The following is a 19,604-nucleotide window of genomic DNA, read 5'->3' as shown; positions in this document are numbered from 1 at the left end:
GACTTAATCCGAATGGATCGTCCGCGCGAACGAGGTTCTGCCCGCCGGGGGTTTCGGCAATTTCGATCCCGGTATCATCATCGCCCGCGGCGAAGGCAGCCGTGTCTGGGATGAGGACGGCAACGAATATATCGACTACCTGATCGGATCCGGCCCCATGCTGCTGGGCCATGGCCACCCCGAGGTGGTGGAGGCGGTGCTGGAACAATTGCCCAGAGGCATGACCTTTTTTGCCAATAACGCCAGGGGCATCGAACTGGCCGAGGCCATTGTCGATGCGGTGCCCTGTTGCGAACAGGTGCGCTTTGTCGCCTCGGGCGGCGAGGCGGATATGTATGCGATCCGTCTGGCCCGCGCCTATACCGGCCGCAACAAGATCCTGAAATTCGAAGGTGGCTATCACGGCATGAGCGCCGAGGCGCAGATGAGCCTGGCCCCCAGTCGGCAGGTCAATTTCCCGCAAGCGGTGCCCGACAGCGCTGGTATCCCGGCCGGCGTGGCCGAACAAATGCTGATCGCGCCGTTCAACGACCTTGAGGCCGTGGCAGCCCTGTTGGACGAACACGAAGACATCGCCGCGATCATGGTCGAGCCGTTGCAGCGGATAATCCCGCCCCTGCCCGGATACCTGCAAGGGCTGCGCGATCTGTGCGACAAGCATAACGTCCTTCTGATCTTCGATGAGATCGTCACTGGGTTCCGTCTAGCCTATGGAGGCGCGCAGGAGAAATACGGCGTTACGCCCGACATCTGCACGCTGGGCAAGATCATCGGCGGCGGCTTCCCCCTGGCCGCTACGGGGGCCAGCGCCGAGATCATGAAACATTTCGACAAGGCCAAGGTCGGTGCGGAAGGCTGGCTGATGCAACTGGGGACGTTGTCCGGCAATCCGGTGGCCTCGGTCGCCGGGCTGAAAACCATGGAGGTGCTGCGGCGCGACGGCGTTTACGACCGGCTTCGCGCAATCGGTTCGGATTTGCAGCGGATGCAGGCGGACGCCCTGACCGGCGCCGGCATACCGCACAGGATTTGCGGTGACGAAACCTTGTTCGACATCTATTTCACCGATGCTGCCTGCCGCGATTACCGCAGTGCCAAACATGATGATCCACAGCGCAACGCCATCTACAACGACAACCTGCGCGCGAACGGGATTTTCAAATCCCCGGGCAAGCTCTACCCGTCCTTGGCGGTGACGGACGCCGATCTCGATCAGACAAGATATGCGGTCGAACAGGCGGTGCAGGCGATCAGCAACAGCTGAATTTCTGTGGCGCGGAAAACATGCGGGCCGCTGTCAACCGATGACAGCGGCCCTAACTGATCAGAGATCGGGAATTGGTCTCGCCCCCTCGAATACCACTTAAACGAACAAACAGACCTAATCTTTCGACTTATTCGAGACCAACCCGACTTTTTGATCGGTATGACACCTTATTGCCCGATCGGCGCGCGCGCGACAGTGAAGTAATTCACATTACGCAATCTTTTTTCATTTTTTCCAATCGAAGAAACCCGGCCCGGCCTGTTTCAGCAGCGTGTCCGCCATGGCGCGTCCCATTTCGGGACCGTCCTCGACCGGGGCCACCTGATCTTCGGCGATTGCCTCGGAACCGTCAGGGCGCAGCACCTCACCGCGCAGGCGCAACCGCCCGTTCTGTAGTTCAGCCAGCCCGGCAATGGGTGTTTCGCAGGACCCGTCCAAAGCGGCAAGCAGCGCCCGTTCCGCCGCCAGCCGCTGCCCGGTTTCGGCGTGATGAATGGCTTCGAGCATACCAGCAGCGCGGGAATTGTTGCTGCGACGCTCGATGCCGATTGTGCCCTGTGCAATGGCCGGCAGCATGTCTTCGGGTGCAATGGCGGTGGCAGGAACCTCGTTCATGTTCAAGCGGCGGATGCCAGCCATGGCCAGAAAGGTGCAGTCGGCGACGCCGTCGGCCAGCTTTTTCAGTCGGGTCTGAACATTGCCTCTGAACTCGACCACGTTCAGGTCCGGCCTGCGGTTCAGCAGTTGCGCCCGGCGCCGCAGAGACGAAGTGCCGACCACGGCACCCTGTGCAAGTTCGCTGATTGCGCTGAGCCCGGGCGAGATGAAGGCGTCGCGCACATCCTCACGCGGCAGGAACGTGTCCAGAACCAGCCCCGCGGGCTGTTCGACCGGCATGTCTTTGGTGGAATGCACCGCGATGTCGATATCGCCGCGCAGCATCGCCTCTTCGATTTCCTTGGTGAACAGGCCCTTGTTGCCGATTTCCTTCAGCGGACGGTCGGCGTCGATCATGGCCCGGTTGTCGCCGGTGGTCTTGATCACCACGATCTCGAACGCATCCTCGGGCAGGTTGAAGGCCGCACCCAGCCGTTGGCGGGTTTCATGGGCCTGCGCCAGTGCCAGAGGCGAACCACGGGTGCCGATCTTCAGCGGTGAGGCGGGTGTGGGCAGGGTCAGTGTCATGCGCACAGCTTTAGTCGCGTCACATTGCCCTGACAATGGGGGCACGGCTTGACAAATTGCCGCCGAAGGCAGACCCGTTGCGGCAAACCTGACGATTGGGGGCAAAGATGGCCGAGACGAAGAAACTGCTGCGGGCGCTGGCGGGCGAGGTGCAGGATGTGCCGCCGATCTGGATGATGCGTCAGGCCGGGCGGTATCTGCCGGAATACCGGGCGACGCGGGCGCAGGCCGGGGATTTCCTGTCGCTCTGCTATAACCCCGAACTCGCCGCCGAGGTCACCTTGCAGCCGATTCGCCGCTATGGGTTCGATGCCGCGATTCTGTTCGCCGATATTCTGTTGGTGCCGCAGGCGCTGGGTGCGGATCTGTGGTTTGTCACCGGCGAGGGCCCGCGACTGTCGACCATCACGCAGCAATCCGAGTTCGATGCGCTCAAGCCGGTCGAAGCCATCCACGAGACGCTTTCGCCGGTCTATGAAACGGTGCGCATCCTGTCGCGGGAATTGCCGTCCGAGACCACGCTGATCGGATTTGCAGGTGCGCCCTGGACCGTGGCCACCTACATGATCGCCGGGCAGGGCACGTCGGATCAGGGCCCGGCCCATGCGCTGCGCGAGGGAAACCCGGCGCTGTTCGAGGCACTGCTGGACCGGATCACGCTGGCGACCATCGAATACCTCTCGGCCCAGATCGAGGCCGGGGCTGAAGTGGTCAAAATCTTCGACAGCTGGGCCGGCTCGCTGAAAGGCGAGGCATTCCGGAAATACGCGGTCGAGCCGTGCCGGGTGATTACGCAGGCCGTCAAAGAGCGCCACCCGGGTATACCCGTGATCGGTTTCCCTCGTGAGGCGGGTGATGGCTATGTCGGCTTTGCCGATGCCACCGGAGTGGACTGTGTTGCGCTGGACAACTCGGTGTCGCCGGATTGGGCAGCGGAGCATGTGCAGATCGACGGTTGCGTGCAGGGCAATCTGGCGTCGTCCCATATGGTCACCGGCGGGCAGGCATTGGTCGATGAGACGCGGCGCATTGTGGACGCGTTTTCCAAGGGGCCGCATATTTTCAACCTCGGCCACGGGATCACGCCGGATGCGGACCCGGAGAACGTGCAACTGATGATCGACACGGTGCGCGGGCGGTAGAGGGGAAGGGGGCCAGCCCCCTTCTTGGCCTTTGGCCAATTCATCCCCCGAGGTATTTTGGGCCAGATGAAGCGCGGATCAGCTTTGATTGTTAAGTGCCGAAAGAATTTCGTTGGTGTGTTCACCGCGTTTGGGGCTGGGTTTGGGATGCCATTGGGTGTCGGCAAACCGTGGTGCCGCGGCGGCCTGTAGGGTTCCGCCGGGTTCCAGCCACGTCTGTCGCGCCGCGTTCATCGCGTGGGTGCGCGCCTGTTCCGGGCTGAGCACGGGCGCAACGCAGGCATCCGTGCCTTCGAACAGAGCCGCCCAGTGGTCGCGGGGTTTGCCTGCAAAGATCCGGGTCAGGCGCCGGGTGAGTTCCGGCCAGGCCGACCTGTCATGTTGCTTTTGGAAATCGGGATCATCCGACAGCCCCAGGATGTTCAGGAACTGCGCATAGAATTTCGCTTCGAGGCATTGCACCGTCACAAAGCCGCCGTCGGCGCAGGTGTAGGTGCGGCTCCAATGTGGGCCGTCCAGCAGGCTTTGGCCGCGCCTGTCCGAAAGGTTGCCGGTCTGCCGCATGCTCATCAGAAGGTTCATCATATGGGCCGAGCCGTCATAGATGGCGGCATCGACCACCGTACCTTTGCCGGTTCTCCGCGCCCTTATCAGTGCCGCCAGAATGCCGGCGACCAGATACATGGCCCCGCCGCCGATATCACCGACAAGCGTCGCCGGGGTTTGCGGCGCCTGATCCGGGGCGGAGGCGTACCAGAGCGCACCGGACAGGGCGATGTAGTTCAGGTCATGTCCCGCTGTGTCCGATAGCGGACTGTCCTGCCCCCAACCCGTCATGCGGCCATAGACGAGTTTCGGGTTCAGGCTGTGGCAGGGTTCCGGGCCCAGGCCCAGCTTCTCCATCACGCCCGGCCGGAACCCTTCGATCAGCGCATCGGCCGTTGCGATCAGACGTTTGGCGACGTCCAGATCGGCGGGGTCCTTCAGGTTCAGATCAATCGACCGTTTGCCACGGTCCAGAACGGATTGTTCCGGCATGCCCGGTACGGCGGCCTGGCCCTTGCGATGGATGGTGATGACATCCGCCCCCAGATCCGCCAACAGCATGGCCGCAAAAGGGCCGGGGCCCAGCCCCTCGATCTCGATGATCCGAATTCCTTTGAGCATCATGCGCCTCCCTGCCGCGCAGGTTTTCGGGGTCGCGTGAGAATTGCAAGCCCGGATTCGGGTGGCATGCCAGCCCCGGTGCCGGCCCTTGGCGATTGAAGGAGAGGGGAATGCGGCAGCAGTGCGGGCCGTCATTGCAAATCCCGGTGTGTTTGCTGGCCTCATGCGTATCGCTGAGATTCAGCAACCGTGGTCGGAACCGGGGTTGATTCCTCTCTACAAAAAAGCGCAGGGCTTTGTGCGAAATTGACCTGTTCTGTGCCCGTCGGGCGGGGTAGTGTCCCGGTCACAACGGGGAAATTGCATGACCACCATTCTTTCCATCAAGGATCTGCGCAAGTCCTATGCCGACGGGTTCGAGGCGCTGAAGGGCGTGTCTCTGGACATCCGGCAAGGCGAAATTCTGGCGCTGCTGGGCCCGAACGGGGCGGGGAAGACGACCTTGATCTCGACCGTTTGTGGCATCACGACCCCGACATCGGGCACAGTTACCGTTGGTGGTCACGACACGCAGACCGATTTCCGCGCCGCGCGCCGGATGATCGGGCTGGTGCCGCAGGAGATCGCACTGGAGCCGTTTGAAAAGGTGTGGAACACGGTTCGCCTGTCGCGCGGGCTGTTCGGACTGGGCCGCGACAATGCCCGGATCGAGGAGATTCTGCGCAAGCTGTCCCTGTGGGACAAGCGCAAGAACGCGATCAAGGAATTGTCCGGTGGCATGAAGCGCCGGGTTCTGATCGCCAAGGCGCTGGCGCATGAGCCGCGCGTTCTGTTTCTGGACGAGCCCACCGCCGGGGTCGATGTCGAACTGCGCAAGGATATGTGGGAGATCGTGGCCGAACTGAAGCAGGCCGGTGTCACCATCATCCTGACCACCCATTACATCGAAGAGGCCGAGGCCATCGCCGACCGCATCGGCGTCATCGACAAGGGCGAATTGCTGCTGGTGCAGGACAAGGACACGCTGATGGCCCAGATGGGCAAAAAACAGATCGAGGTGATGCTGACCGAACCCATCGCACAGATCCCCGCAAGCCTGTCGGGGCACAACCTGTCACTGAACGGAAACGGCGATGCGCTGGTTTACACCTATGACACCCATGCCGACCGCACCGGCATCACCACATTGCTGAACGATGTGGCGCAGGCGGGGCTGGTGCTGCGCGATGTGCAGACCCGGCAATCGAGCCTTGAAGAAATTTTCGTGAACCTCGTGTCCGGAGAGCCCGCATGAACTGGTCCGCCATTGCCGCCATCTACCGGTTCGAAATGGCCCGGTTCTTTCGTACCCTGGCGCAGAGTTTCCTGTCACCTGTCCTGTCTACCTCGTTGTATTTCGTCGTCTTCGGAACCGCCATCGGCAGCCGCATACAGGAGGTCGAGGGCGTGTCCTATGGCGCGTTCATCGTGCCGGGCCTGATCATGTTGTCGGTGGTGATGCTGGCGATTTCCAACGCATCATTCGGCATCTATTTTCCCAAATTTCTGGGCACGATTTACGAGCTTCTCTCGGCCCCGGTGAACTTTATCGAGATCGTGATCGGCTATGTCGGGGCAGCGGCGACCAAGGCGCTGTTCGTGGGGGTGGTCATCCTGATCACCGCCACGTTCTTTGTGGACTTACGGATCGAACATCCGCTGGCGATGGTGACGTTTCTGGTGCTGACTTGCCTCAGCTTTTCGCTGCTGGGGTTCATTATCGGTATCTGGGCCAGCAATTTCGAACAGATGTCGCTGGTGCCGCAGCTGGTGGTCACTCCGCTGATCTTTCTGGGCGGCACGTTCTATTCGATTTCGATGCTGCCGCCGGTCTGGCAGACCATCACCCTGTTCAACCCGGTGGTCTATCTGATCTCGGGCTTCCGGTGGTCGTTCTACGGGCTGGCGGACGTTCCGATCGTTTTCAGCCTGCTGGCCATTCTGGCCTTTACCGGCCTGTGCCTGGGCATCATCGGATGGATTTTCAAAACCGGCTGGCGCATCCGCAGTTAGGGGGTATCGGGCGTTGCATTTTTGCCCACCGACCTCAGGAAATGTGTTCACGTCACGTCTAAGGTCCAAGCGGTCCCTTGTTTACGGCTTGGGCGCACTCTACATCGGCACCCATGAAACTCAGCCTGCCGTTTCTTAACAAGCAACCCTGCGTGGCCGTCGTGCGCCTGTCCGGCGCCATCGGAATGGCCGGGCGTGCTTCGATGTCCGACACCGCGCTGGCTCCGGTGCTGGAGAAAGCCTTTCGCAAGGGCAAACCCGCCGCCGTCGCGCTTGAGATCAACTCGCCCGGCGGATCGCCTGTGCAAAGTTCCCTGATCGGAGCCCGTATTCGGCGGCTGTCCGGGGAACTGAATGTGCCGGTCATCGCGTTTGTTGAGGATGTGGCGGCTTCGGGCGGGTACTGGCTGGCTGCATCGGCAGACGAGATTTACGCCGATGACAGTTCGGTTCTGGGTTCGATCGGCGTGATTTCGTCGGGATTCGGTGCGCATGTCCTGCTGAAACGGCAGGGGATCGAACGGCGAGTGCATACGGCGGGTCAGTCGAAATCCATGCTGGATCCGTTTGCGCCGGAAAAGAAGGAAGATGTCGAACGGCTGGAACGCCTGCTGGCCGACATCCACGAAAACTTCATCACCCATGTCAAAACCCGGCGCGGACCAAAGCTGGACGACAGCCAGGACCTGTTCACCGGTGAGATCTGGCTGGCCCGGCGGGCGCAGGAGCTGGGTCTGATCGACGGCATTGCACATCTGAAACCGAAAATGCAGGAGCGGTTTGGCGAAAAGGTCAAATTCCGCCGCTATGGGCTGCGCAAACCGATCTGGTCCCGGTTCGGGGCCGCGCTGGCGCAGGACGCCATCGCCGGGCTCGAGGAGCGGGCGGCCTACGCGCGTTTCGGTTTGTGACGTGATTATCAAGGTTGTCACTCTGTTTCTGATCGCCATGGGAGTCCTGGCGATGTTCGGCAAGCTGCGGTTTCCGGGGCAGAAACGGTTGCAATCGACCCGATGTCCGCGCTGCGGGCGGTTCCGGATCGGCAAAGGTCCCTGCGCCTGCGAAAAAGGAGGCCGCACATGACGGCATGGCTGTTATCCGGCCTCGGATTGCTGATCCTGCTGCTGGCGGGGGATGCGCTGGTGCGCGGCGCGGTAAACCTCAGCCTGCGTCTGGGCGTGCCGGCCCTGATCGTCAGCCTGACCATTGTGGCCTTTGGCACCTCGGCACCCGAGCTTCTGATCGCGATCAGCGCGATCAAAGAAAACGCGCCAGGCATCGCGCTGGGCAATGTGGTGGGGTCGAACACGGCGAATATCCTGCTGGTTCTGGGCATTCCGGCATTGTTGGCGACCCTGCACACCAGCGAGTGCGACAGCCGCAAAAACTATGTCTTCATGCTGTTGGCCTCGGTTCTGTTCATCGGGCTGGCCTTTTGTGGTGTGTTCAACCTGTTCAGCGGCGCGATCCTGCTGACCGCTCTGGGCCTTATGCTGTGGAACGCCTTTCGCGAAGCACATGCGCATCGAAAGGCCTGTGGCCAGGCCTGCGCCGAGGATGAGGAACTGGAGGGTCTGGAAGAGGCCGATCCGAACATGCCCTACTGGAAGGTCTCGATCTATCTGGTGTTGGGTCTGATCGGCCTGCCCATGGGGGCGCATCTGCTGGTCGACAACGCCACCGTCATCGCGCGCACCTATGGCGTCAGCGAAACGGTTATCGGGCTGACCCTTGTGGCAGTCGGGACGTCTCTGCCCGAACTGGCGACGACCGTGATGGCCGCATTGCGCCGTCAGGCCGATGTGGCGCTGGGCAACGTGATCGGGTCGAACATGTTCAACCTGCTGGCCATTGTCGGCATCGCCACGCTGTTCGGCCGAATCCCGGTAGACCCGGAATTCCTGCGGTTTGATCTGTGGGTCATGCTGGGCGCCTCGCTGTTGCTGATCCCGTTTGTATTTTTCAAACGGGACATCACCCGTGGCTGGGGAATGCTGTTGACACTTCTGTATGCAATCTACGTCATCTCATTGCTGGCGTGATCTGACAAAGAAGGAGCCGTCATGACCCGAGCATTGGTGACCGGAGCCGGAATTCGCCTTGGCCGCGCCATGGCGCTTTATCTTGCACAGCGGGGCTATGATGTGGCAGTCCACTACGCAACGTCCCGCGAACCCGCACAGGAAACCGTGGCCGAGGTTCAGGCCATGGGGCGCAAGGCGGTTGCGTTGCAGGCCGATCTGCTGGACGAAGCGCAGGTTGAAACCCTGCTGCCCCGCGCGGCAGAGGCTCTGGGCGGTCCGATCACCTGCCTGGTCAACAACGCCTCGATCTTTGAATATGACAACATCCGCACGGCGACCCGCCAAAGCTGGGATCGTCACCTGGACAGCAACCTGCGCGCACCTTTCGTGCTGACGCAGGCCATGGCCGGGCAGGGGCTGGAACCGGCTGTTGACCCGGATGGCGAACCGGTCGCCACCGGTCTGATCGTCAACATGGTGGACATGCGGGTGCGCAAGCTGACGCCCGAATTCATGTCCTACACCATTGCCAAAATGGGTCTGTGGGCGCTGACGCGCACTGCGGCGCAAGCGCTGACACCGGCGATCCGCGTCAACGCCATCGGACCGGGTCCCACCATGCAGGGCCACCGGCAGAGCGCGGCGCATTTCAGGGCACAGCGCGCGAACACGGTGCTGGAGCGCGGTGCCAACCCGTCGGATATCACCGCCGCGCTGGGCTATTTTCTGGATGCCCATGCCGTCACCGGGCAGCTTTTATGCGTGGATGGCGGGCAACATCTGGGCTGGCAGACGCCGGACGTTCTGGGCGTTGAATAGGTGAATCCGGTGCAAGTTTTGCACCGCTCTCGACGCCGTTACCTGTCCGTTACAAAATTGTCTTTTTTTTCATACACTTGTCTTGTGTAGGAAAAAATAACATTTAAAAACAATGTATTGCAGTAGTGCCTATTTTTTGTGCAAATCAAGGAATCCTTAATGAATTAAGGGAAAATCGCGATGCCCCAAAACTTATCTGCACACTTATCCACAGAAACGGTGGATTTGTTTTCTCTTGAACTGAGGCGCTCAAGATTGCAGCCATGGTCAGAGAATCATATCTCAGGCCCATGACCACCCGCGACGAATCAACTTCTGACACCCAGCCCACCGGCTATGCCTGCATTCAGCGCTATGTGAAGACGCTGGACAGCTCGCCCGGTGTGTACCGGATGCTGGATGGCGACAGTCGGGTTTTGTATGTCGGCAAGGCGCGGAACCTGAAGGCGCGGGTGTCGAACTATGCGCGTCCCGGCCATTCCGGGCGGATCGAGAAGATGATCGCCGCGACCGCCTCGATGATGTTCCTGACCACACGCACCGAGACCGAGGCGCTGCTGCTGGAACAGAACCTGATCAAGCAGCTCAAGCCGAAATACAACGTGCTGCTGCGCGACGATAAGAGCTTTCCGAATATCCTGGTCGCCAAGGATCACGCTTTTCCCCAGATCAAGAAACATCGGGGGGCCAAAAAGGAAAAAGGGGCCTATTTCGGTCCCTTCGCCAGTGCGGGTGCGGTGAACCGGACGCTGAACCAGTTGCAGAAGGCGTTCCTGTTGCGCAACTGCTCGGATTCCATGTTTGACAGCCGCACACGGCCCTGCCTGCTCTATCAGATCAAGCGGTGTTCCGGGCCCTGTGTCGGGCTGATCTCGGAAGGCGATTACCGCGACAGCGTCAAGGATGCAGAGCGGTTCCTGTCGGGCCGCTCGACCAAGGTGCAGGAGGATTTGGCCGAACAGATGATGGCCGCCTCCGAGGCGATGGAGTTCGAACGCGCCGCCGGCCTGCGCGACCGTATCCGGGCGCTGACGCAGGTGCAGACCTCTCAGGGCATCAATCCGCGTAGCGTGGCCGAGGCGGATGTGATCGGCCTTTATATGGATGGCGGGCAGGCCTGCGTTCAGGTGTTCTTCATCCGCGCCAACCAGAACTGGGGGAACAAGGACTTCTATCCGCGCGTGGGGCCGGATGTCGCGGCGGCCGAGGTGATGGAGGCTTTCCTTGGCCAGTTCTACGACAACAAGGAACCGCCCCGGCAGTTGATCCTGTCAGACGCCATCGAAAACGCCGATCTGATGCAGGAGGCGTTGACCGAAAAAGCCGGGCGCAAGGTTGAAATCCTGGTGCCTCAGCGAGGCGAGAAACAGGAACTGGTGGCGGGCGCGTTGCGCAATGCCCGTGAGTTGCTGGCCCGGCGCATGTCTGAAAGCGCCACGCAGGCCAAGCTGTTGCGGGGTGTGGCCGAAGCGTTTGATCTGGACAGCCCGCCGGGCCGGATCGAGGTTTACGACAACAGCCATATTCAGGGCACCAACGCCGTCGGCGGCATGATCGTCGCCGGCTCCGAAGGGTTCATGAAAAACGCCTATCGCAAATTCAACATCCGTGGCGACGACCTGACCCCCGGCGACGATTTCGGCATGATGAAAGAAGTCCTGACCCGCCGCTTCACCCGTCTGCAAAAGGAAGACCCGGACCGCGACAAAGGTATGTGGCCCGATCTGCTGCTGATTGACGGCGGCGCCGGGCAGGTGAGCGCGGTGCATGAGATCATGCAGGCGCATGGGGTCGAGGACATTCCGATGATCGGCGTTGCCAAGGGTGTCGACCGGGATCACGGCAAGGAAGAGTTTCACCGCATCGGCCAGCGCCCCTTTGCGCTGAAACGCAACGATCCGGTGCTGTATTTCATTCAGCGGCTACGGGACGAGGCGCACCGCTTTGCGATCGGCACCCATCGCGCCAAACGGGCCAAGGCGGTTGGCGCGACGCCACTGGACGAAATTCCGGGTGTGGGCGCCGCGCGAAAGAGGGCACTTCTGACCCATTTCGGCAGTGCCAAGGCTGTCAGCCGGGCCAATCTGGCCGATCTGAAAGCGGTCGAAGGGATTTCCGCAGGGCTGGCGCAGAAGGTTTACGATTTCTTCCACGACAAGGGCTAAACCCGCCGTCCGCGCCACAGAATGTAAAGCCCCGAGGCCACGATCAGCGCGCTGCCGATCCACATGGTCTGGTCCAGCCGCTCGTCAAACAGAAAAACCCCCAGCCCGATGCCGAACAGCAGGCGGGAATACCGGAACGGTGTGACGGCCGAGACCTCTCCGGTGCGCATGGCTTTCATCAGCGACGCATAGGCAACAGTGCCCATGAGGATGGCCCCGGCCATGTGAAGGCTGACCTGAGGCGTCAACGGCGCAAGCGGCGCGGCCTCCCAAAAGCGATAGGCGATGCCCGCGACGACGATGCAGAGAAAGCCGTAGAACCCTAGCACCTCGGTCCCCAGCGAGGCCGGGGCCGCGCGGCTGGCCAGATCGCGCCCGGCGAATCCCAACATGCCCAGAACGGCCAGGATCGACAGGGTGGAAAAACTGTCCCCTGTCGGTTGGATGATGACGACAACGCCGATCATACCGATCAGAATTGCGCTCCACCGGCGCCACCCGACGGTTTCGCCAAAGAACAGCGCTGCGCCTGCGACCACGACCAAAGGGGTCGCCTGCAGGATGACGGTTGCAGCCGACAGCGGTGTCAGCGCGATGGCCAGCACGTAGAACAGCCGTCCAAGGATTTCGAACAGCACCCGCACTTTCATCGGGCGCGACAGCACGTCCGGCTGAAACAGCCGGGTGCCCCGTACCATTGCCGCGGCGGCAAATATCGCCGCGCCGCCCGCACCGAACAGGACCAGAACCTGCCAGATCGGCAAGGTGGCCGAGGCGCTTTTCAAAAACGCGTCTTCCAGCGCGAACAGCGCCATTGCGGCGATCATCCATCCGCTGCCGATCAGGTTTGACCGGGGGTCTGTCTGAATATGGGCTGTCATTCGTTGCAATCGCTTTTGGGCCGGGCCGTGCGCCAATCTGACGCCAAAGCGCCCCTGCGCCAAGCTGTATCTGGCGGCAATCGACGCGCTGCGACCCTTTGACCGCCGGTGCCGCAACTGCCTGTGATCGGGTCAGTTTTTTGACTGGCCGTCTTTTCTGTCCCGAACCGGCGATGTAGTGTCAAACCATGAAATGGAACCTGCCCAATATTCTGACCGTTCTGCGCCTGCTGGCGGCACCCGGTCTGGCCGTTATGTTTCTGTATTTCACCCGCCCCTATGCGGATTGGTTTGCCCTGATCCTGTTTCTGTCCGCCGCGATCACTGACTGGTTCGACGGCTATCTGGCGCGCGCGTGGAAGCAGGAAACAAAGATCGGGGCGATGCTGGACCCCATTGCGGACAAGGCGATGGTGGTAATCGCGCTGATGATCCTTGTGGGCTATTCCGCCGAACACTGGACACCGTGGCTGGTGTTGCCGGCCACCGTGATCCTGTTTCGCGAGGTGTTTGTGTCGGGCCTGCGCGAATATCTGGGCGATGTGGCCGGGACGCTGAAGGTGACCAAGCTGGCCAAGTGGAAGACCACCGCGCAGATGGTGGCGATTGCCATTCTCTTCTCGCAAGGGATATTCGAACATTATTTCGTGATGGCCACATTCGGCATGGACGCTACGATCATTGATCAGATTCTGACTGGCGAAGTCGAGGACCTGACCGGCGTGCGCTGGCATCTGGAAGGGATGTTCTGGTCGGGTCGGATCGGTCTGTGGCTGCTGTGGATTGCCGCGACGCTGACATTGATCACCGGCTATGACTACCTACGTAAAGCCATGCCCCATCTGAAGGAGAGCTAAGGGATGGACGTTCTGTATTTTGCCTGGGTGCGTGAACGGATCGGCTTGCCGAAAGAGCGGGTCGAAACCGGGGCTGCCACGGTGTCAGATCTGGTGGCCGAACTCAGCGCGCGCGAAGACCGCTATGCCGCGGCCTTTGCCGATCTTTCGGCGCTGCGCGTCGCGCTGGATCAGGAATTGTCGGATTTTGATGCCCCTCTGGCCGGGGTGCGCGAGGTTGCGTTTTTCCCGCCCATGACCGGCGGCTGAGGCCATGCGCATCGCGGTTCAGGAAGAAGAGTTCGATCTGGGCGCGGAAGCCAATGCATTTGCCTTGGGTGACGCGGCCAACGGCGCGATTGTGACCTTCACCGGCATTGTGCGCGATCTGGCTTCGGGGGATCTGGACGTGATGGAGATCGAACATTACCCGGGCATGACCGAACAAGCGCTGACGAGGATTGCCGAAGAGGCGCAGCAGCGCTGGTCGCTGGGGGATGTGCTGGTAATCCATCGGCACGGGCGTCTGGCGCCCGGGGATCGGATCATGATGGTTGCCACCGCCGCGCGGCATCGCAAGGACGCGTTCGAGGCGGCGGAATTCCTGATGGATTACCTGAAATCCCGCGCGCCGTTCTGGAAAAAGGAAATCACCTCATCCGGTGCCGAATGGGTGGCTGCTAAGGACGAAGACGAAGACGCGCTGACCCGTTGGTAGCGTCAGTCGGCGTTGTTGATGCGCCCGCGCAGTTCCTCGGCCTCTTGCCGGGCGGCACGCAGACCGTCCATTGCCGCCGCCAGTTCGGCCTCGGCCTGGGTCAGCTGGTTGGTCAGTTCCGCCTCGCGCTGTTGCAGATAGGTGATCGCCTGATCGCGGGTTTCTTCGGCCTCGTGCAGTTCCTGGCTCATGCGGTCCAGATCGGCCACGTCGCTTTGACGGACGCGCGACAAACGATGCGCCAGCCAGTTGGCGAACCAGCCCATGCAGAAGGCCGCGAACAGGATGATGGCGGTGGCGATGATGAATTCGATTCTGTTCAACTTACTGATCCCCTGCTTCCGCGTCCGGTGCGGTCGCGTCCGGTTGTTCGGCTTCTGTCGGTTCTGACTGGGCTTCCATTGCCTCCAGTCCGGTTTCCGTATTGGTTAGCGGTTCCGGCCGGATTAGATGGAACTCTATGCGCCGGTTCTCTTCCCGGCCTTCTTCGGTGCCGTTATCGGCAATGGGCTGCGTTTCGCCATAGCCCACGGCCGAGTAGCTGGCGGTCGGCACGCGACGGCCGCGCAGCTCGTTCAGAATGGACTGCGCCCGCGCCTGGCTGAGCTGCTGGTTCATCTCTTCCCGGCCCTGGCTGTCGGTATGACCCTGAATTTCCATCCGGATCGGTCCGCATTCACGCAGAATGTCAGCGATCCGGTTAACCGTATCCCGCGAATCCGCGGCAACAGTGGCCGAGCCCGGCTCGAACGCGATCTTGCCGCCGGCCTGAACGTCGGCAATGCGCTCCTCGCAGACCTCGGGATCAGGCAGTTTGTCGGCGGGTTCGGGCGGTTCCTGATAGGTGATCGACAGGGTGAATTCCTGCGCATCGCCCAGCTTGTCCGACAGCAGCCCCGCGATATGCGCCCGCGTTTTGGGATCGTGGCTGACACCGCTCAGCATCACATCGTCGGGCGTGACCGTCAGAGCACCGTTATGCAATTGCGACAGCGCTTCGAGCCCGGCCAGAACCCGCACCGGCCAGTTGGCAGGCAGATCGGGGGCGCTTCGGGTTGCGGTGTGGACCTGCTCGGACCCAAAAGCCGCGCGGGCATAGCTGTCGATCATGTCGCGCTGGGTTTCGCCGCCCACACGTCCACGCATCTGTACCAGCCCTTCGGGGCTGCGCGTGGCCGAAAACTCGGGCGGGCCGGTTTGCGTTTCGGTTTCCGGCTCGGGCAATATCGCGTGCAGGGCAAAGACATCGGGCAGCGCATTTTCAAGCTCTCCGATCACGCGGTCAAAGGTCCCGGCATCGGTTCCCTGCGCCGCCGCCAGTGTGATATCCGCATCCGAGATCGTAACCGATCCCTGACCGATTTCCGACAAGGCACCGATGCTCAGCGTGGCGGCCTCGGACCAGCGGGGCGATGGTACGCCAAGACCGATGGTGCAGGAGTAGGGGCCTGTCAGGCGCGCCGCTTGCGCAGCGGCGATGATGGCATCGCGGGCCTTTTCATCCTGCGCGGAACAGGCATCGAACTGCCCGCCGTCCTCGTCGATCAGATAGCGCAGGGTAAAGGGCGTGATCACCGGCCGCGGGGCCGAGATGGCCAGACCGATCCGCAGGCTTGGCGGCGCGGCGCGGGTCAGTTCCTGCTCCAGCCTTTCCTTTTCCTGCTGACTGTCAGCAATCGCGGTGATCCGCACCAGGCCCGGGCTGGCGGAAATCTTGGCGCGGGGCAACCGGGCGAGCGCCTCGGTCGCATAGCTGATCGCCTCGTCCCACCCCTTGGGCTTGGGATAGTCGGCGGTTTCCATCAGGTCCGAGACCTGCGCGTCGCCGTCCAGGGTCTTCAGCCGGTCCATAAGCGCGTCGCGATCCTCGCTGGCCGGGACCAGACCGATGACGGAAATACCACTGTCATTGCGCAGGATTTCGGCGGAAAACCGGGGGGCGGCCAGACGTGTTGTCGGGGCCACCTGCATCTCGTCGATCACGCGCGAGGTGTCGACTTCGGTTCCGGCCGCCGTCAGCGCGTTGAACCGTGTCGCTTCGTCCGTGGCAGTTCCGGTCAGAACCACCCGCAACCCGTCGGACTGGACCTCGGCCCAGTCATGCCCTTTCAGGTCCAGCGCGCGCCGGACGGCAAATTCCGAGGTCTCTTCCACCTTCGTCACCGCAAAGCTGGCCGCCAGCAGGCACAGCCCGGCCGACACGAGGAAAATAAGGGCAACGGCAAAGAAATAGGGCAGGCGCATGTGCGGGCAATCGACTCCTCAGGCGGTTGAGCAGAACTCTTACAGAGGCCCGCGCCGAGGTGCAATCAGAGCAGCAAAGCGACGCAGAGGAAGATCAGCGGAATAAGGCCAGTGTCCCGGTTGGCGCGGAAAAGTTGCAGCAGTTTCGCGTTGTCCTCGATGTCCAGACCGCGCAATTGCCATGCCATGTGCCAGCCCATCGCCCAGGGTCCGCCCAGCGCAATCACCAGTGCGATGACCGACGCCTGAGTCGTTGCCGCGTCAATGATGGCCAGCCCCATCAGGGCGACCGTGGCCACAAGGAAGTACTTCAGCCACCTTGCAGTATCGGTGCCAAACAGCCGGGCGGTGGATTTGATGCCGATCAGCTCGTCATCCTCGACGTCTTGATGGGCGTAGATCGTGTCATAGAACAGCGTCCAGGCGATGCCGGCCAGATACAGGGTGATAGCCGGAACCCCCACGGTGCCGCTATGGGCGGCCCAGGCCAGCAGGATGCCCCAGTTGAAGGCCAGCCCCAGAAACACCTGCGGCCACCAGGTGAACCGCTTGGCAAAGGGATAGATCGTCACCGGCAGCAGCGACAGCACGCCCATGGCGATGGCTGCCCGGTTGAACGTCAGCAGAATCAGCAGCGCCAGCAGACATTGCAGGCCCATCCAGATCACCGCCTGCCGCACGCTGACCTGACCCGAGGGTATCGGGCGCGACCGGGTCCGTTCGACCTGCCCGTCAAAGTCCCGGTCGGTGATGTCGTTCCAGGTGCAGCCTGCGCCGCGCATCAGAAAGGCCCCGACGGCGCAGCCGATGGCGATCCACAGATCCTCCCACCGGGGCGCGCCGTCACTGAGGATGGCCAGCGCCAGACCCCACCAGCAGGGAATCAGCAAAAGCCAGGTGCCGATGGGCCGGTCTGCGCGGCTGAGACGCAGGTAGGGACGCGCGAAGGCAGGCGCGTGGGTGTCGACCCAGTTGCCGCTGACGGCATCGGCGACCTGACCGTCTGGTGTTGGGGCATTGCCTTGCATATGTAAGGTCTCATGAGTGCAAAGATCAGACTGTATGTAGAGCACCCTCTGGGTCAGGGGCAATCGGTTCCTTTGACGCGCGAGCAGGCGCATTACCTGTTCGGTGTCATGCGTCTGGCCGTGGGCGGGCAGGTGGCTCTGTTCAACGGGCGGGACGGCGAATGGCTGGCAGAGGTGGCCGAGGCGGGCAAGCGCGGCGGGGCGCTGACCTGTCAGAAGCAGACCAAGGTGCTGCAACTGCCGCCCGATCTGTGGTTCCTGTTCGCCCCGATCAAAAAGGCGCGCACCGACTTCATCGTTGAAAAGGCGGCGGAAATGGGCGCAGCACGGATCATGCCGGTGCAGACGGAATACACCAACTCCGAACGCATCCGTCAGGATCGGCTTCAAGCCCACGCGGTTGAGGCGGCCGAGCAATGCGGCGGGACATTTGTGCCCGAGGTGGCTGACCTGCAACGGCTCGACCGGGTGCTGGATGCATGGCCCGACGACCGGCAGCTGATGTTCTGCAATGAGGCCGAAGTAGGCTCGGCCCTGCGTCTGGCGGCGCAGGACAAAGGCCAGCCCTGGGCCATTCTCATCGGGCCGGAGGGCGGGTTTTCCGAACGCGAACGCGCACGGTTGAGCGGATTGCCCTTTGCCCATGTGGTCAGTCTTGGCCCGCGCATCCTGCGCGCGGATACCGCGGCCGTTGCGGCGCTTACCATGTGGCAACAGGCCTTGGGGGACTGGTCGTGACCTGGCGGCTGGCGCAGGAAGGGGACGTGCCGGATATCGACAGGTTTCTGTCCCGGCACATCCAGACCTCGATGTTTCCGCTGGCAAATCTGCGGGATTTCGGATTGCGGGGCTCTGATCCGCGCGCGGTGAATGCCTGGGTGCTGGGTGACGGTCCCCGTGCTGTCTTTGCCATCACCAATGAAGGTATGGTCCTGCCGCAATGCCCGGATTGTTCCGATCAGGATCTGACGGACGCGATCAACCTGATCCGCGGTCGCAACCTGTTCGGCCTCGCCGCCGAGGCCACGCAGGCCCGCCGGATCATGCGCCTTGCCGGCTGGGAGGACAGGCCCGCAACCCTGAACAGCGATGAGCCCGGTTTCACGCTGGATCTGTCCCAGATGATCGTGCCCGACATCGCCGGGGCGGAATTGGTGCCGCTGGGCCAACTTGACCGGACATTGGCCGAAAACTGGCGCCAGAGCTATCTGACCGAAGCGATGGATTTCAATGCCGACCGGGCGCGGCAGCAGGCAAGAAAGGATGTTGCGGCCTATCTCGAACGTGATTCGCACCGGGCCTTGCTGGTGGATGGCCAGCCGGTGGGAGTGACCGGGTTCAATGCCCGCTTGCCCGAGGTCGTTCAGATCGGTGGCGTCTACACCCCGCCCGCGCTGCGCGGGAACGGCTATGCCCGCTTGTCAGTGGCCCTGCATCTGCGTGAAGCCCGCGACAGAGGTGCTGCGCGCGCGGTTCTGTTCGCCGCAACGGAAGCTGCCGCGCGGGCCTATCGGGCCATCGGATTTAAACCGGCGGGTCAGTATTCGCTGATCCTGTTCACCAACCCCGGAGACACAGCATGAGTTTCATCCGACCCGAGGCCAAACTGGCCCTGTGGCGCTGGCGCGAGGTTCTGGTGGCCGCAGCCGTTTTGCTTGTCGGCCTCAGCTGGATCAGCGGCCCCGGCGGGTTGCTGGGCTGGCTGGGCTGGGTACTTGTCCTGGTCTCAGTTGCCCTTGCCGTCATCGGGGTTCAGCGCGCCCGGTTTCGCACCGGCACCGGTGGTCCCGGCGTCGTCACGATTGACGAAGGGCAGATCACCTATCTCGGTCCGCTGGACGGCGGCATGATCGCCACCCGCGAGATTGAGCGTCTGGCGCTGGACCCGACCTCGAACCCGGCGCTTTGGGTGCTGGACCAGCCGGGTCAGCCGACGCTTCACATTCCTGTGAATGCAGAAGGGGCAGAAGCGCTGTTTGATGTGTTCTCGGCCCTGCCGGGGCTGAAAACCGAGCAAATGCTGGCGGAACTGAACGGCGGATCGCCGCATCCGGTGGTGATCTGGGAGCGCCACCCGATGCGGCCGCCGCACGCCCGCCTGCATTGACACTGACGCGGTTTCCGACCACGACTGAC

General features: G+C 62.2%; 20 protein-coding genes. 14 read left to right on the top strand and 6 right to left on the bottom strand.

Annotation, left to right across the window (positions count from 1 at the left end; all coding sequences use genetic code 11):
- Positions 1-16: 16 nt before the first annotated feature.
- Positions 17-1,264, top strand: coding sequence for an aspartate aminotransferase family protein (locus ACXAC3_RS01555; protein ID WP_475163320.1), 1,248 nt, complete (start codon positions 17-19; stop codon positions 1,262-1,264).
- Between the two features lie 228 nt (positions 1,265-1,492).
- Here the strand turns inward: ACXAC3_RS01555 and hemC are convergent, their stop codons facing one another.
- Positions 1,493-2,452: a hydroxymethylbilane synthase gene (gene hemC, locus ACXAC3_RS01550; RefSeq protein WP_475154993.1), complete on the bottom strand. Its 960-nt coding sequence runs from the start codon at positions 2,450-2,452 to the stop codon at positions 1,493-1,495.
- A 107-nt stretch (positions 2,453-2,559) separates the two neighbouring features.
- Between hemC and hemE the strand changes: the two genes are divergently transcribed.
- Positions 2,560-3,594, top strand: a complete 1,035-nt coding sequence (gene hemE, locus ACXAC3_RS01545) for a uroporphyrinogen decarboxylase (protein ID WP_475154988.1) — start codon at positions 2,560-2,562, stop codon at positions 3,592-3,594.
- 78 nt (positions 3,595-3,672) lie between these two features.
- Here the strand turns inward: hemE and ACXAC3_RS01540 are convergent, their stop codons facing one another.
- Positions 3,673-4,761, bottom strand: a complete 1,089-nt coding sequence (locus ACXAC3_RS01540) for a CaiB/BaiF CoA transferase family protein (protein WP_475154983.1) — start codon at positions 4,759-4,761, stop codon at positions 3,673-3,675.
- 304 nt (positions 4,762-5,065) lie between these two features.
- Between ACXAC3_RS01540 and ACXAC3_RS01535 the strand changes: the two genes are divergently transcribed.
- The 6 genes from ACXAC3_RS01535 (at position 5,066) to uvrC (ending at position 11,761) form a co-directional block, all read left to right on the top strand.
- On the top strand, positions 5,066-5,995 hold the full coding sequence (locus ACXAC3_RS01535) for an ABC transporter ATP-binding protein (RefSeq protein WP_475154980.1): 930 nt from the start codon (positions 5,066-5,068) through the stop codon (positions 5,993-5,995).
- Positions 5,992-6,753 (top strand): ABC transporter permease, encoded by a 762-nt coding sequence (locus tag ACXAC3_RS01530; RefSeq protein ID WP_475154976.1) that lies wholly within the window; start codon positions 5,992-5,994, stop codon positions 6,751-6,753. Before ACXAC3_RS01535 ends, ACXAC3_RS01530 begins: the two co-directional genes overlap by 4 nt.
- Positions 6,754-6,866: 113 nt before the next feature.
- Positions 6,867-7,664: a S49 family peptidase gene (locus ACXAC3_RS01525; protein WP_475154972.1), complete on the top strand. Its 798-nt coding sequence runs from the start codon at positions 6,867-6,869 to the stop codon at positions 7,662-7,664.
- Positions 7,665-7,832: 168 nt separating this feature from the next.
- Complete coding sequence (locus tag ACXAC3_RS01520; protein WP_475154968.1) at positions 7,833-8,795, top strand: calcium/sodium antiporter; 963 nt, start codon at positions 7,833-7,835, stop codon at positions 8,793-8,795.
- 21 nt (positions 8,796-8,816) lie between these two features.
- Positions 8,817-9,596 carry an SDR family oxidoreductase gene (locus tag ACXAC3_RS01515; RefSeq protein ID WP_475154964.1) on the top strand — a complete coding sequence of 260 codons (780 nt, stop codon included), beginning with the start codon at positions 8,817-8,819 and terminating at the stop codon, positions 9,594-9,596.
- Positions 9,597-9,886: 290 nt separating this feature from the next.
- On the top strand, positions 9,887-11,761 hold the full coding sequence (gene uvrC / locus ACXAC3_RS01510) for an excinuclease ABC subunit UvrC (RefSeq protein ID WP_475163318.1): 1,875 nt from the start codon (positions 9,887-9,889) through the stop codon (positions 11,759-11,761).
- On the opposite strand, the gene ACXAC3_RS01505 is transcribed toward uvrC, so the two are convergent.
- Positions 11,758-12,642 carry a DMT family transporter gene (locus ACXAC3_RS01505; protein ID WP_475154961.1) on the bottom strand — a complete coding sequence of 295 codons (885 nt, stop codon included), beginning with the start codon at positions 12,640-12,642 and terminating at the stop codon, positions 11,758-11,760. The genes uvrC and ACXAC3_RS01505 overlap by 4 nt on opposite strands.
- Positions 12,643-12,830: 188 nt before the next feature.
- Here ACXAC3_RS01505 and pgsA point away from each other — a divergent pair, with 188 nt between their 5' ends.
- From pgsA to ACXAC3_RS01490, 3 genes are read left to right on the top strand one after another with little or no spacing between them, the layout of a single operon-like run.
- On the top strand, positions 12,831-13,499 hold the full coding sequence (pgsA, locus tag ACXAC3_RS01500) for a CDP-diacylglycerol--glycerol-3-phosphate 3-phosphatidyltransferase (RefSeq protein ID WP_475154957.1): 669 nt from the start codon (positions 12,831-12,833) through the stop codon (positions 13,497-13,499).
- A 3-nt stretch (positions 13,500-13,502) separates the two neighbouring features.
- Complete coding sequence (moaD, locus tag ACXAC3_RS01495; protein ID WP_475154954.1) at positions 13,503-13,748, top strand: molybdopterin converting factor subunit 1; 246 nt, start codon at positions 13,503-13,505, stop codon at positions 13,746-13,748.
- A gap of 4 nt (positions 13,749-13,752) precedes the next feature.
- Positions 13,753-14,196, top strand: coding sequence for a molybdenum cofactor biosynthesis protein MoaE (locus ACXAC3_RS01490; protein ID WP_475154949.1), 444 nt, complete (start codon positions 13,753-13,755; stop codon positions 14,194-14,196).
- A 2-nt stretch (positions 14,197-14,198) separates the two neighbouring features.
- Here the strand turns inward: ACXAC3_RS01490 and ACXAC3_RS01485 are convergent, their stop codons facing one another.
- The 3 genes from ACXAC3_RS01485 to ubiA all read right to left on the bottom strand — a co-directional run bounded on the left by ACXAC3_RS01485 (position 14,199) and on the right by ubiA (position 17,468).
- On the bottom strand, positions 14,199-14,519 hold the full coding sequence (locus ACXAC3_RS01485) for a hypothetical protein (protein WP_170327275.1): 321 nt from the start codon (positions 14,517-14,519) through the stop codon (positions 14,199-14,201).
- A 1-nt stretch (position 14,520) separates the two neighbouring features.
- Positions 14,521-16,440, bottom strand: a complete 1,920-nt coding sequence (locus ACXAC3_RS01480; RefSeq protein WP_475154943.1) for an OmpA family protein — start codon at positions 16,438-16,440, stop codon at positions 14,521-14,523.
- A gap of 65 nt (positions 16,441-16,505) precedes the next feature.
- The gene (gene ubiA / locus ACXAC3_RS01475; RefSeq protein WP_475154940.1) at positions 16,506-17,468 is read right to left on the bottom strand and encodes a 4-hydroxybenzoate octaprenyltransferase; all 963 of its coding nucleotides are present in this window, start codon (positions 17,466-17,468) and stop codon (positions 16,506-16,508) included.
- A gap of 12 nt (positions 17,469-17,480) precedes the next feature.
- On the opposite strand from ubiA, the gene ACXAC3_RS01470 reads away from it, so the two are divergent.
- Genes ACXAC3_RS01470 through ACXAC3_RS01460 form a run of 3 tightly spaced genes read left to right on the top strand, consistent with a single transcriptional unit; the run spans position 17,481 to position 19,575 of the window.
- Positions 17,481-18,206: a 16S rRNA (uracil(1498)-N(3))-methyltransferase gene (locus ACXAC3_RS01470; RefSeq protein ID WP_475154937.1), complete on the top strand. Its 726-nt coding sequence runs from the start codon at positions 17,481-17,483 to the stop codon at positions 18,204-18,206.
- On the top strand, positions 18,203-19,051 hold the full coding sequence (locus ACXAC3_RS01465; RefSeq protein WP_475154934.1) for a GNAT family N-acetyltransferase: 849 nt from the start codon (positions 18,203-18,205) through the stop codon (positions 19,049-19,051). Before ACXAC3_RS01470 ends, ACXAC3_RS01465 begins: the two co-directional genes overlap by 4 nt.
- On the top strand, positions 19,048-19,575 hold the full coding sequence (locus ACXAC3_RS01460; RefSeq protein ID WP_475154930.1) for a hypothetical protein: 528 nt from the start codon (positions 19,048-19,050) through the stop codon (positions 19,573-19,575). Before ACXAC3_RS01465 ends, ACXAC3_RS01460 begins: the two co-directional genes overlap by 4 nt.
- Positions 19,576-19,604: the final 29 nt, after the last annotated feature.

This window comes from Ruegeria sp. ABV4_181 (genome assembly GCF_056158465.1).
This window is presented reverse-complemented; position numbering and strand designations above follow the sequence as displayed.